Here is a 13,719-nt window from a genome sequence, read left to right on the forward strand (position 1 = left end):
CGCAGCCAAAAATCCCCTCTGTAAATGTGGTCCGTCCAGAAGGGGCGAAAGTCGTGATTCAGAAACTGAGGCCTTATTTGCCTACCGCGATCATCGCTATATTTCTGACCTACTGCGGCGTACAGTATTTGACTGGCGACAAAGGGTTCTTTTCGCAGGAAACCCGTCAGGTCGAGCTGGCCGAAAAGCAAAAGCTGCTGGCTGATCTTGCCGCTGAGCGGCAGGACCTTGAGGCCCGCGCCCGTTATTTGAGAACCGATAATCTTTCCAAAGAATTGTTGGAAGAACGTGCCCGCGTTCTCCTGGGGCTCAATGCCCCTAACGAATACGTGATCCGCGATCACATCGCCCCCGCGCGCAATTCCTGAGTCCGGAAGGGGACTTTACGTCAGCCTGGGCTTTGCCTAAGAGAAGTCCTGACGTGAATTCAGGCGGTTTTTGACGAACCCTGAGATTCCGGTCGCTCTGCCGCCGGATATTTCCCACGGGATCACCAGAACTGACTGCATCCCTTCTATGGGCGACCGGCCCTCTTGTGCCGGTGCGCGCTCGAACGTCTTTTTGACCGGCTGTGAGCCTAAGCGCCTGCGGGCGTTACGCAAACGGCACGATTAACCCCAGGGAGGTTTCCATGGCGCGCGCCGCCAAGGCCACTGACACCGGAACGACGGGTTCCGCCAAACGCAATGTCTCAAAAGACGAACTCCTGAAATATTACCGTGAGATGGTTCTCATCCGCCGCTTCGAAGAGCGGGCGGGTCAGCTCTACGGTATGGGTCTGATCGGGGGCTTCTGCCACCTGTATATTGGTCAGGAAGCCGTTGCCGTGGGCATGGAGGCCGCCTCTATCGACGGCGATCAGGTCATCACCGGTTACCGCGACCACGGCCACATGCTGGCCGCCGGTATGGACCCCAAGGCCGTTATGGCCGAGCTGACCGGTCGCATCGGCGGCTCGTCGAAGGGTAAGGGCGGGTCGATGCACATGTTCGACATCGAAACCGGCTTCTTCGGCGGTCACGGCATCGTCGGCGCTCAGGTGTCGCTGGGCACGGGTCTGGCCTTTGCCGACTGGTACCGCAACAATGGCAATGTCTCCTTCACCTATTTCGGTGACGGCGCGGCCAACCAGGGTCAGGTCTATGAAAGCTTCAACATGGCGAAGCTGTGGAACCTGCCGGTCGTCTATGTGATCGAAAACAACGAATACGCCATGGGCACCTCACTGGCCCGCGCCTCGGCGACGACGAACCTGTCGCAGCGCGGCGCGTCGTTCGGCATCCCCGGCGAGACGGTGGACGGCATGGACGTGTTCGCGGTGAAGGAAGCCGCCGAACGCGCCGCCGAATACGCCCGTTCGGGCAAGGGGCCGTACATTCTGGAAATGAAGACCTACCGCTATCGCGGTCACTCCATGTCCGACCCGGCCAAGTACCGCACCAAGGAAGAGGTCGATGAGGTCAAGACGACCCGCGACCCGATCGACCACATCAAGACGATGCTGGAGCAGGCGGGTGTCGAAGAGGCCGAAATCAAGGCCATCGACAATGAAATCAAGGCGATTGTGCTGGAGGCCGTCGAGTTCGCTCAGACCAGCCCCGAACCCGATCCGTCCGAACTGTACACCGACGTTTATCTTGAGGCCTGATCCCAGATGACCGACATTCTTATGCCCGCTCTCTCTCCGACCATGGAGGAGGGCACCCTTTCCAAGTGGCACATCAAGGCCGGTGACGAGATTTCCGCCGGTCAGGTGATCGCCGAAATCGAAACCGACAAGGCGACGATGGAAGTCGAAGCCGTCGATGAAGGCGTGGTCGAGGCCATCCTGATCGAAGCCGGCACCGAAGGCGTCAAGGTCAATACGCCGATCGCGCGTCTGGCCGGTGGCGCGTCGGCCCCGGCACCGGTCAAGTCGGCGGAAAACACCGGTGGCGAAACCGCCGCTCAGGAGGGCGGCGAAAAGACGGCTGTGGTCGCTTCGGCAGTCGCGCCGCAGGTTAAGCCGCAAAGCGATCCGGAATTCCCGGAAGGCACGCCTATGGTCAAGATCACCGTGCGCGACGCGCTGCGTGACGCCATGGCCGAAGAAATGCGTCGCGACGACCGCGTCTTCCTGATGGGTGAGGAAGTCGCCCAGTATCAGGGGGCTTATAAGGTGTCACGCGGCCTGCTCGAAGAGTTCGGCGACCGTCGCGTGATCGACACGCCGATCACCGAAATGGGCTTTGCCGGCATCGGTTCGGGGGCGGCTATGGCCGGTCTTAAGCCGATCATCGAGTTCATGACCTTCAACTTCGCTATGCAGGCCATTGACCACATCCTGAACTCGTCGGCCAAGACGCTGTACATGTCGGGTGGTCAGATCAAGTCGTCGATCGTTTTCCGTGGCCCGAACGGTGCCGCGGCCCGCGTCGCCGCCCAGCACTCGCAGGACTATTCGGCGTGGTACGCCAACGTTCCGGGCCTGAAGGTCATTGCGCCTTACGACGCCGCGGACGCCAAGGGCCTGATGAAGGCCGCCATCCGCGATCCGAACCCCATCGTCTTCCTCGAACACGAGATGATGTATGGCAACGAGTTTGAAATCCCTGATGTTGAGGATTTCGTCCTTCCCATCGGCAAGGCCAAAATCCAGCGCGCCGGTAAGGATGTCACTATCGTCGCCCACTCGCGCATGGTCGGTTTTGCGCTCAAGGCGGCTGAGAAGCTGGCCGAAGAGGGTATCGACGCCGAAGTCGTCAACCTGCGCACACTTCGTCCGCTGGACACCGACACGGTCGTCGCCTCGGTGAAGAAGACCAACCGTCTGGTCACCGTCGAAGAAGGCTGGGGCCCGTGCGGTATCGGTGCCGAAGTCGCCGCCCGCGTCACCGCCGAAGCCTTCGACGATCTGGATGCGCCGCCCGCTCGCGTGCACCAGGAAGACGTGCCGATGCCTTACGCCGCCAACCTCGAAGCCCTGACCGTCCCCAGCGTTGAGAAGATCATCGCCGCGGTCAAGCAAGTCTCGTACAAGTAAGAGGGGCCACATATGACCGATATTCTGATGCCGGCGCTCTCGCCCACCATGGAAGAGGGCATTCTGGCCAAGTGGCACGTCAAGGTCGGGGACACCGTCTCCGCCGGTGATGTCATCGCCGAAATCGAAACCGACAAGGCGACGATGGAAGTCGAAGCCGTCGATGAGGGCGTGGTTGAGGCCATCCTGATCGAAGCCGGGACCGAAGGCGTGAAGGTGAACACCCCTATCGCCCGCCTAAAAAGTGAAGATGGGGCGGGTGAGGGCGGTTCGGCCGCTCCCGCGCCCAAGGCGGAGGCCCCGAAAGCCGCCGAAGCGCCGAAGCCCGCCGCGGCTCCGGCCCCTGTGGCCGCCGCCCCCGTTGCAGCCCCGGCCGCTTCGGGTGGGGCGCGCGTGGCGGCTTCGCCTCTGGCGCGTCGTCTGGCCGAGATCAACAAGCTCGATCTCAAGCTGCTGAAAGGCACCGGCCCGCACGGCCGTATCATCAAGCGCGATATCGAAGCCGCTCTCGCTTCGGGCACCGGCAAGGCCGGTTCCGCCCCGGCGGCGACCACCGCTGCGGCTGAGCCGCGCAAGGTGCAGACCCTTGAGCAATTGGGCATTCCGGCGGGGTCTTACGACCTCGTTCCGCTCAACAATATGCGCAAGGTCATCGCCCGCCGCCTGACCGAGTCCTTCCGCGACATCCCGCACTTCCCGCTGACCGTCGATATCGAACTCGACAACCTGCTGGCAGCGCGCACCAAGATCAATACGGCGCTGGAATCGCAGGGTATCAAGGTCTCGGTGAACGATATTGTCATCAAGGCGGTGGCGCTGGCGCTCAAGCAGGTGCCGGAAGCCAATGCCTCCTTCACCCCCGAAGGCATTGCTCTGCACCACAATGCCGATATCGCCATGGCCGTGGCCATCGACGGTGGCCTGATCACCCCGATCATCCGCAAGGCCGAGACCAAGTCTCTGGCCCAGATCGCCAAGGAAACCAAGGATCTGGCGGCGCGCGCCCGTGACATGAAGCTGAAGCCCGAAGAGTTCCAGGGCGGCACCTTCTCGGTGTCCAACCTCGGCATGTTCGGCATCAAGCAGTTCGCCTCCATCATCAACGAACCGCAGGGCTGCATCCTGTCGGTCGGTGCCGGTGAACAACGCCCGGTCGTCAAGAACGGCCAGCTGGCGGTCGCCACCGTCATGACCGTCACCCTGACCTGCGATCACCGCGTGGTCGATGGGTCGGTCGGCGCCAAGTACATTACCGCATTGAAGGGCCTTCTCGAAGACCCGATTAAAATGTTGGCTTAAGGAGTTGATTCAACATGTCTTATGATCTGGTTGTTATCGGCTCCGGTCCTGGCGGTTATGAAGGGGCCATCCGCGCCTCTCAGAACGGCCTGAAGGTCGCCATCGTCGAGCGTGAACTTCTTGGCGGCATCTGCCTCAACTGGGGCTGCATCCCGACCAAGGCGCTGCTCAAGTCGGCCGAAGTGTTCGACAAGATCAATCACCTCGGTGATTACGGTCTGACAGGCGAAAAGCCGGGCTTCGACTTTGAAAAGGTCATCGCCCGCTCGCGCGCCGTCGCCAAGCAGCTCAATGGCGGCGTCGGCTATCTGATGAAGAAGAACAAGATCGACGTGATCGAGGGCTTCGCCACGCTTGAGCCGGGCAAGGATGCGCCCAAGGTGCGCGTTAAGCTCAATAAGGGCGGCGAACAGGTTATCGAGGCCAAGAACGTCATGCTGGCGGTCGGGGCGCGCGCCCGCGAAATCCCGACCATCGGCGCGGTTTCGGACGGCGAGCGCATCTGGACCTATCGTAACGCCCTGACGCCCAAGGCCATGCCGAAGTCGCTGGTGGTGATCGGTTCGGGCGCTATCGGCATTGAGTTCGCCTCCTTCTATCGCTCGCTGGGCGCTGATGTCACCGTGGTCGAGGCCATGGACCGCATCCTGCCGGTCGAGGACAAGGAAGTTTCCGCTGAGGCTCAGAAGGCCTTTGAAAAGCGCGGCTTCAAGTTCCGTCTGGGGGCCAAGGTGACCAAGGTCGAAAAGACTGCTGCGAATGTCAAGGTTTCGGTCGAGGTCGGCGGCAAGGCCGAAACGCTGGAGGCCGAAGGCTGCATCGTGGCCGTCGGCATCGTGGCCAATACCGAAAACCTCGGTCTGGAAAAGCTGGGCGTTGAGATGGACCGCGGTCACATCAAGAACGACAGCCACGGCAAGACCAATGTGAAGGGCCTTTACGCCATTGGCGACTGCGCCGGGCCGCCCTGGCTGGCGCACAAGGCTTCGCACGAAGCCGTCCACGCCGCCGACTATATGGCCGGCAAGAAGCTGTCGAACCTCAATCCGCCGATTCCGGGCTGCACCTACGCCACGCCGGAAGTGGCCTCGGTCGGTATCACCGAGCAGGGCGCGAAGGAAAAGGGTCTGGACGTCAAGATCGGCCGATTCCCCTTCAAGGCCAATGGCAAGGCGATTGCGGCCGGTGAGCCGGGCGGTTTCGTCAAGGTGATCTTCGACAAGAAGACCGGCGCGCTTCTGGGGGCCCACCTGATCGGGGCCAATGTAACGGAAATGGTGCAGGGCTTCTGTCTGGCCATCACCATGGAAGCGACGGAAGAGGACCTTCAAGGGACCGTCTTCCCGCACCCGACTATGTCGGAGGCCATCCTCGAAGCGTCGCTGGATGCCGACGGACGGATGATCAATCTGTAGAACCACCATGGAGGAAACAGGTTTCCCCCATGTACCCCCTTCGCCGTATTGTGAAAAATTTCTTGGGGCGGCCCGTCGAAATTTTTCGCTTTGAAGCGTAAAAAAGCCCGCTCTGAAACAGAGCGGGCTTTTGATTTTATTGGAAAAATTATAATTTCAAAACGCAATTTAAATTTCAGTTTTATTTTGCAATTTATTCTCCGTTACGTCAGGCCCAGCCAGTCGCGGACAGGGGCGATACGCCTCAGTACCCATCGCTCGATCAGGGCCACAAGGATCAGGCACAGCCCCATCATTGGCAGGAAAAGGGCAAGGCCCAGTATCAGCAAGCCCAGTCCCGTGCCGAGCCGTTCGTCGGGCAGGCGACTGGGCGCGCCCAGTGTCACCTTGTCCGGTCGCCGTCGCCACCACATCATCACCGCCGAAACGCACAGCGTTAAAAGTCCTGCGGCGGTTAGCACGCCCAGCGCCTGATTGAACGCGCCGAATAACTGGCCTTCGTGCAGGGCAATGCTCACACCGAACACCCGGTCGATCAGTGGCTTGTCACCAAAGGTCTTGATCTGCGCCACGTCCCCCATGTGATCGAAGGTGACGGTAACGCCCTTGGGCCGGTTCTGGGTCTGGGAGACGCCCTGCCACGGCTTGCCCCCGGCCGGTGCCATCAGCACGACCGGCGGCGGCAGGTCGGCGGCGCGCAATTCGCCCGCCATATGGTCCAGAAGCGTCAAATCGACCGCGCCTCCGGCTTGCGCACTGCCGTGGCCGTGGCCCTCGTGCTCGCCGGCCTTGTCGGCCGCGCGGCTGGTGGACCAGTCCGGTTTGGACGACTGAGCGATCACCGCCTGACGCACCACCTTGAACCCGGCCCCCCAGACGGTCGTCCACGGCAGGCCGGTCAGCAGCAGGCAGAGCGCAAAAAACGACACCCACAGGCCCGTCACCGCGTGCAGATCGCGCCAGAACAGTTTGGCCTCAAGGCGCGGCCACAGGACTCCGGCCAGACCCTTTGCGCCCCGCGGCCACCACAGATAGAGGCCGGTAAGGATCATCACTATGGCCCAGCACGCTGCCGTTTCGACCAGCAGGGTGCCGAACAGCCCGGCAAACAACTCGCCATGGATGGTTTTGACGACATTCATAAACCGCGCCTCTTCGGGCACGGATTTCAGCATGGTCAGGGTTTCCGGGTGCACATAGACGCGCAGCCGTTCGCCCTTTTCGCTCAACGTGACGCGCGCCGCGTCGGTGACGTCCGGCCGGACCTCGACCGACTGAAACTGCGCGTGGGGAAAGGCCGCCAGCGCGCCTTCGACCTGCGCCGACAGGGGCTGAACCCGCCCCGCCCGACCCACCTGATCATAGGGGCGGTCGATGGCCGCCTCGATCTGGGGCTTGAACAGATAGATCGGCCCCGTCAGGGACAGGATCACGATGAAGGGGATGCACACCAGCCCCGCATAGAAGTGCCACCGCCAGATCATCCGGTAGTCGATAATCTGGCGGCGAACCGTGTCGTTCGCCGCCTGGTTCATGCTATTGCCCCGTCAGCTTGAAGCCGATGAACACGGCGCGACCTTCGCCGGGCCAGAAGGCCGACCGCGAGCTGGCCGCGACCCTGGTGAAGTCGGTCACCGCCGTGACGCTCGACACATAGCGCGTGTCGTCCAGATTGCGCCCTTCGACGAAGACTTCCAGCCCGTCATTGATCTTTTTGGAGGCTGACAGGTTCCACACGGTGAAGCCCGGTGCCTTTTGCGTATTGGCGTAATCGACCCACACATCCGACGGCGTCCATTCCACCGACGGCGTAATGCGCCAGCCGCTCTTTGAGCTGAAGGCCAGTTCGCCGCGGTAGTAGTGTTCGGGGATGATGGGCAGGCGACCATTGCCATAGGTCTTGTCATGGTCGAATTTGAAATCCGACCAGGTATAGGTCTGACGCGCCATGACGGCCCAGTTACCGATGCTGCCGATGCGCCAGTCGAGCGCGGCTTCAAGGCCCTGATGGATCGTGTTCTGGGCGTTGAAGGTGGCGGCGGGAATGTCGGGCGACACGATGAAGTTGAGCATTTCTCCGTCGATTTCGGCCCGATAGAGCGCCACATCCCAGGTCAGGTGTTGCGAGCGGCCGCGCGTGCCGATTTCCGCCGTCACGGCCTCCTGAGGCCGCACGCTGGTGAACTGCGGCAGGGGCGTCTGCACCAGAGCGCCATAGGTCGGGGCTTCGACCGACTTGGTAATATTGGCAAAGACCTGCTGACCGCCGGCGTTTTGCCACAGAAGCCCGACGCGCGGCGCAAACCAGTCGAAATCCTTGTCGGCATTGTTGGCCGTATTGAGATAGTTGACATAGTCGCGGCGGGTCCAGCCGTAGGAGCCGCCGGCGATCAGGGCCAGTTGCTCCGTGACGAACAGGCGGCCTTCGGCAAACACATCCCAGCTCTGGGCGTTCTGCACCGCATTACCCGACATCGTGCCGGGCAGGCCATTGCTGTTGGCGAAGGTGTGGGCGTCGATATTGCCGCTTCGGTAATTGACCCCGGCAAAGACGTCGTAGCGCTTGCCGCCCACTGTGCCCTGACCGTCGAGGCGGGCAAAGGCGCCATAGTTCTGATATTGCTGGTCAATATAGATGGAGATGGGGTGGATGAGCTGCTTCCACGCGGCATAGACGCCGCCTTCGACGCGCCAGTTGTCGTTGATCTGCCAGTCGCCCTGCACCGTGCTGCGCGCGGATTTGACGTTGCGGCCGTAGCGCAGCAGCGGATAGTTGGCGGCGGTCGTCACCCTGGGTGTCGTCAGGGCCTGTTGGAGAGTCAGAGCCCCGGCGATGCGCTGATCAAGGTCATTGCCCTGAAAAATGAAACGCAGCGAGCGGCCTTCACCGAAGCGGCGACCGATATTCAGCGTCACACGTTTACCGTTCTGTTCGGAATTGTCGCGCCAGCCGTCGGCATGGACGGTGCTGGCCGACAGATAGAGGTCGTAATCGCCGATGACATCGGCATAGGCGATCTGTCCACGGGTGGTGCCAAAGCTGCCGCCTTCCAGCCGCACCAGCGTGCGGTAACCGGCATTGCGGCCGCTGGTCGTGACGTAGTTGACCGCACCGCCCAGTTGCGCGCCGCCGAAGCGCAGGGCATTGCCGCCCTTATAGACTTCGATATAGCGCGCCGACAGCGGGTCGATCTCCTGATAATCGCCGGAGCCGTCGGCCTGATTGACGGGTACGCCGTCGATGGACAGCCACGACCCGCGATTGTGGGCGGAGTTACCGATGCCGGAGCCGCGAATAGAGAAGCGGCTGTCTTCGCCGAACTTCTTTTGGGCGAAGACGCCGGAGACGTTTTTCAGCGTGTCGTACATCCCGACCGCATAGCTGTTGCTATAGGTTTCGGAGGCGACGACCGACACTGCGCCCGGTGTCCGCGACAATTTGGCGCGGGTGTCGCGCACGGCGGACGGGTCTTCGGGATTGAGGCGGCCGGTGACGATGACGGTGGGGATGTCATCCGCGTCGGAGGCGATGGGGGCGGCAAAAGCGGGCAGGGCGGCGCACAGGGCGAGGCCGGAAGCGCTGAGGCACAGCGCGAATATACGGGTTTTCATGAAATAACCTGTCTGAAAGCACGACGTATCAGCGCGCGTGATGCACGCTGAGCGGAAAAGCGATCAGACGAGGTGTGGGGGGCCGCAGGAATGCGGACGCGGCGGGGCGCGGGCCTTCGGTTGCGCCACATCCGACGCAGGCGTCAGCGGCGCAAGGGTTTGCATATAGACAACGGGTGCGACGGTCAGGTCGGGCTGCGGCAGGCCGGTCAGGCCCGCCAGCACGCAATCGGCGCATTTGAGGCCCTGAGTGGCCTTTTGCACCTTGTCCTTAGCGACGGCCTGACTGAGGGTCGTATCGACCACCGGCACCGGACTGTTACACAGGACAAAGCCAGACCCGTCGCGCGATGCCGCCAGAAGGTGCGGCGGAAACAGCACCTGAACCAGCAGGCCCATGACCACGGCGATCAGCGTCCAGAAGCGGATTTCGCTTCCGGCCTTGGTGCCGTGAGACGGGGTGCGGGCTATGGCCATGTTTCCGCCTTAACCCTGGCGTGTGCCGGCTGTCAAGCGGCGTTGGCCACCACCTCGGCCAGCTTTTGCAGGGTGACATAGTCCGTCTTGCCCGAACCGAGGACGGGAATCGACTCGACCTTGACCAGCTTTTTGGGGATGGCCAGCGCCGGAACGCCCTTCTCCTTTGCCTGATCCGACAGGGTGGACAGGTCCGCCGCCGCGTGATCGGTCAGGAGCACCAGACGCTCACCCTTCTTGTCATCAGCCAGCGACACGACGGCGTGGCGATGGTCCGGCCACACCTCTTCGGCCAGCCGCTCAACGGCGGTCAGCGACACCATCTCGCCGGCGATCTTGGCGAAGCGCTTGGCGCGGCCAAGGATGCGGATGCAGCCATGCCGGTCGATTGAGACGATATCGCCGGTGTCGTGCCAGCCATCTTTAGGGGCTTCGATAACGTCGGGCGTTTCGAGATTGATATAGCCGGCCATGACGTTCGGGCCCTTGACGTGCAGGCGTCCGCCTTCGGGGATGCCTTCGACGACCTCAAGGCGCAACTGCATACCGGGCAGGGCGCGGCCCACCGTGCCGTAATGATTGTCGGTCGGCAGATTGACCGCCAGAACCGGTGAGGTTTCGGTGACGCCATAGCCTTCGATAACGGTCAGGCCGTACTGTTCGCTGAACAGCTTGTGCGTTTCGTCGCGCACCTTTTCCGCCCCGCAGACCACGAAGGCGAGCGTCGCGAAATCGTCCGGCTGCGCCTGACGGGCGTACTGGTTGAGGAAGGTGTCGGTCGAAAACAGCAGCGACGCTTTCGTTTCCTTGAGCAGGCCGGGGATCTGCTTGACGTGCAGCGGCGACGGATACTGAAAGCTGCGCATCCCCTGCAACAGCGGCAGGATCAGGCCGCCGGTCAGGCCCAGCGAATGGAAGATCGGCATGGGGTTAAAGCACACCCATTCCGGCTTCAGCTCGATATGGGCGGCGATCTGGGCGCAGTTGAGCACCAGATTGGCCTGAGTGAGCACCACGCCGCGCGGGGTACCAAAGCTCCCCGACGTGAACAGGATGACGCCGATATCGGACGGCTGGGCGCGGTGGGCAAAACGCCGCGGCAGTTTGGAGGCCGCCAGTCCGTACAGCTTGTCCGGCAGGGACAGGGATTTGCGCAGGTCTTCGAGATAGAGGATGCGGACGAAGTGCCCCATGGCCTCAACCAGGTCTTCCAGCTTGGCCTGTTGGACGAAGCGCTTCGAGGTTATAACCGTCTTGACCTTCGCGGTCAGGCAGCCCGTCTTGATATTGGCCGGGCCGGCGGTGAAATTGATCATTACCGGCGTGCGGCCGTGGGCGTGCAGGGCAAAGAAGCTCAGAGCCCCGCCCATTGAGGTCGGCAGCATCAGGCCGATGCGCGTTTCCTTCTTCAGCGCCTTGTCGAACAGGCGCGCCAGTACGAAGGTGCGCAGGACAAATTCGTTGTAACTGATGGGCTGGCGGTCCTGATCCTCGATAATGAGCTTGGACTTGCCGTGTTTATCTGCGGCGTCGAGCAGCGCGTCGAACAGGGATTTCGTTTCGGCTTCGACATCAAAAGGGCGCACCATGCGCGATCACTCCCTTTGACCGGCTTGAGGGGCCGTCATTGTACTGCGGCTGCCGATCAATTCTGGTTACACCCTATGAGCCTACGCGCCACAAGTCAATTGAACATTGTTCAAATAATTGAGAGGTGGCTGTTTTACCAAGGGTCATTGAAAATGACTCTTGGTATTCCTTTCGAGAATGTCTCATGTCGCTGACACATATGAGACATTCTCGAGTTTTCAACGGCCGGATGCGGTCAGCATCTTCGGCCGTTGGTATTATGTCAGCCGCCAAGGCTCAAAAAGGTCTCAAAAACGGGCCCTAATTCGTCTTCGCTGACAACGGATTTCACCTCGCAGGAAGTGTGTCCGCTACACAGCGCCTTGAGATCGCCTGTACCCGCCAGAATCACGGGGGCGGCGGCGCGGCCCAACTCCAGCCGGAAGCCGCTGAGCGCCCGGCGCGCCTCGCCCATCTGCTTGATCCAGCCTTCGCTCAGGTGGACGCGACGCAGATCGGGATTGGCCATGCGCCAGCGATGCGCCACCTTGCCCCACGCATCGGCGGGCTCGTCTTCGCGGTGCCATTCGGCGGGTGAGGCCGAATGCGAGGCGTCCCAAGGCGCATAGGCCAGCACACCGCGCAGCGGCCAGTTGCGCGCGTCCATAGCCAGTGCCGTCAGCGCCCCGGACCCGTGCCCAAAGAGATAAAGAGGCTTGGTGGGTGAGGGGCGAATGACCTCGGTCACGAAGGCCTCGGCGGCCTTGATGGGGTGTCTGAAGTCGGGCAGGACAATATCCTGATTTTGCAGCAGATACTTGCCTGATCCGCCCTGACCCGGTGCTTCGAAAAGCCATACGCTCAGCTTATCCAACACCGCCTGTTGCGCCAGTCCGAAATAGACTTCGGCGGGGTAGCGCGCATCGGCCAGGATCAGCAGATGCCCACGCGGATTGAGCGGTGGGGCGGCAACGCCGTAACGCGCTTCGGGAAGGGTGCCGAATTTGAAACCGCTCCACACGAACCCGGCGGGCGGATAGGCATCGGGCGACAGGCCGGGCGGGATTTGCGAGTCGGTAAAGGCGGCACCCGTCTGGTCCGGACCGTCACTGCGCGTACAGCCCGCCAATATACCGCCTATGCCGACTGCCGCACCGGCCAGTAACCGGCGGCGGGACAGGGAAGGCGGCAACGGCAGGGCGGTGAGCATGGCCTCAGCTTAGGACAGATTCCGGTGTTCGGCCATCCCCTGTTACCCTATGTTATGGGGTACAAGGCCTTTTGGCTTGATAATGGCGGGCAAAAAGCCCAATTAGGGACGGACTGTTTCCTTATTAAAGTGTCCCCATGGTTACCCTGATCAACCGGCTCGACGCCGCGGTTTCCAAGCCTGACCTGCGCCATCCTGAAAAGCAGAATCGTCCGGACACCCCGATTCTGAAGAAGCCGGACTGGCTGCGCGTCAAGGCACCGGGCTCCGAAGGCTATAATGCGACGCGCCAGACCGTGCGCGACGCCAAGCTGGTGACTGTGTGCGAAGAGGCCGCCTGCCCCAATATCGGTGAATGCTGGACCAAGAACCACGCCACCCTGATGATCATGGGCGACACCTGCACGCGGGCCTGCGCCTTCTGTAACGTTAAGACCGGCCTGCCACAGCCGCTCGATGCCGATGAGCCGAACCGCGTCGGCATGACCGTCGCCAAGATGGGCCTGTCGCACGTCGTCATCACCTCGGTGGACCGCGACGATCTGGCCGATGGCGGGGCGGAACACTTCGCCGAGGTGATCCGTCAGATTCGCCTGCAATCGCCGAAGACCACCGTTGAAATCCTGACGCCGGACTTCCTGCGTAAGGACGGGGCGGCGGAAGTCGTCATCGACGCCAAGCCGGACGTCTTCAACCACAATCTCGAAACTGTCCCCCGTAACTATCTGAAGATCCGTCCCGGCGCGCGCTATTACCATTCGCTTCGCCTGCTGGAGCGCGTCAAGGAGCGCGACCCTTCGCAGTTCACCAAGTCCGGCATCATGGTCGGTCTGGGCGAAACCAAGGAAGAGGTGATGCAGGTGATGGACGATATGCGCTCCGCCGGCGTCGATTTCATAACCATTGGTCAGTATCTTCAGCCGACCCGCAAGCACGCCGCCATTGACCGCTTCGTCACGCCGGATGAATTCAAGGCCTATGAGTCGATCGCGCGCGCGAAGGGCTTCCTGATGGTGTCGTCTTCGCCGCTCACCCGGTCTTCGCACCATGCGGGCGAAGATTTCGAGCGTCTGCGGGCGGCGCGTGACGCGCAACTGGCGGGCAAGCGGGCCTGA

At 61.9% G+C, this 13,719-nt stretch carries 11 protein-coding genes; 6 read left to right on the top strand and 5 right to left on the bottom strand.

From position 1 onward, the window contains the following. The first annotated feature begins 53 nt into the window (after positions 1 to 53). The 5 genes from PQU94_RS13840 (at position 54) to lpdA (ending at position 5,736) form a co-directional block, all read left to right on the top strand. Positions 54 to 368, top strand: coding sequence for an FtsB family cell division protein (locus PQU94_RS13840; RefSeq protein WP_126423803.1), 315 nt, complete (start codon positions 54 to 56; stop codon positions 366 to 368). Between the two features lie 263 nt (positions 369 to 631). Next, entirely contained in the window at positions 632 to 1,648 is a 1,017-nt protein-coding gene (gene pdhA, locus PQU94_RS13845; RefSeq protein ID WP_272742025.1) for a pyruvate dehydrogenase (acetyl-transferring) E1 component subunit alpha, read from the top strand. A gap of 6 nt (positions 1,649 to 1,654) precedes the next feature. Further along, the gene (locus tag PQU94_RS13850) at positions 1,655 to 3,022 is read left to right on the top strand and encodes a pyruvate dehydrogenase complex E1 component subunit beta (protein WP_272742026.1); all 1,368 of its coding nucleotides are present in this window, start codon (positions 1,655 to 1,657) and stop codon (positions 3,020 to 3,022) included. Positions 3,023 to 3,034: 12 nt separating this feature from the next. Next, positions 3,035 to 4,321 (top strand): pyruvate dehydrogenase complex dihydrolipoamide acetyltransferase, encoded by a 1,287-nt coding sequence (locus PQU94_RS13855; RefSeq protein ID WP_272742027.1) that lies wholly within the window; start codon positions 3,035 to 3,037, stop codon positions 4,319 to 4,321. 14 nt (positions 4,322 to 4,335) lie between these two features. Next, on the top strand, positions 4,336 to 5,736 hold the full coding sequence (gene lpdA / locus PQU94_RS13860) for a dihydrolipoyl dehydrogenase (protein ID WP_272742028.1): 1,401 nt from the start codon (positions 4,336 to 4,338) through the stop codon (positions 5,734 to 5,736). Between the two features lie 203 nt (positions 5,737 to 5,939). On the opposite strand, the gene PQU94_RS13865 is transcribed toward lpdA, so the two are convergent. The 5 genes from PQU94_RS13865 to PQU94_RS13885 all read right to left on the bottom strand — a co-directional run bounded on the left by PQU94_RS13865 (position 5,940) and on the right by PQU94_RS13885 (position 12,604). After that, positions 5,940 to 7,271 carry a PepSY-associated TM helix domain-containing protein gene (locus PQU94_RS13865; protein WP_272742029.1) on the bottom strand — a complete coding sequence of 444 codons (1,332 nt, stop codon included), beginning with the start codon at positions 7,269 to 7,271 and terminating at the stop codon, positions 5,940 to 5,942. A 1-nt stretch (position 7,272) separates the two neighbouring features. Further along, positions 7,273 to 9,348 carry a TonB-dependent receptor family protein gene (locus tag PQU94_RS13870; protein ID WP_272742030.1) on the bottom strand — a complete coding sequence of 692 codons (2,076 nt, stop codon included), beginning with the start codon at positions 9,346 to 9,348 and terminating at the stop codon, positions 7,273 to 7,275. Positions 9,349 to 9,411: 63 nt separating this feature from the next. Then, positions 9,412 to 9,825, bottom strand: a complete 414-nt coding sequence (locus PQU94_RS13875) for a hypothetical protein (RefSeq protein WP_272742031.1) — start codon at positions 9,823 to 9,825, stop codon at positions 9,412 to 9,414. A gap of 32 nt (positions 9,826 to 9,857) precedes the next feature. After that, positions 9,858 to 11,414, bottom strand: coding sequence for an AMP-binding protein (locus PQU94_RS13880; protein ID WP_272742032.1), 1,557 nt, complete (start codon positions 11,412 to 11,414; stop codon positions 9,858 to 9,860). A gap of 263 nt (positions 11,415 to 11,677) precedes the next feature. Continuing rightward, positions 11,678 to 12,604: an alpha/beta hydrolase gene (locus PQU94_RS13885; RefSeq protein WP_272742033.1), complete on the bottom strand. Its 927-nt coding sequence runs from the start codon at positions 12,602 to 12,604 to the stop codon at positions 11,678 to 11,680. A gap of 137 nt (positions 12,605 to 12,741) precedes the next feature. Between PQU94_RS13885 and lipA the strand changes: the two genes are divergently transcribed. Further along, positions 12,742 to 13,719, top strand: coding sequence for a lipoyl synthase (lipA, locus tag PQU94_RS13890; protein ID WP_272742034.1), 978 nt, complete (start codon positions 12,742 to 12,744; stop codon positions 13,717 to 13,719).

Origin of the sequence: Asticcacaulis currens, assembly GCF_028550395.1 — a bacterium.
GTDB lineage: Bacteria > Pseudomonadota > Alphaproteobacteria > Caulobacterales > Caulobacteraceae > Asticcacaulis > Asticcacaulis currens.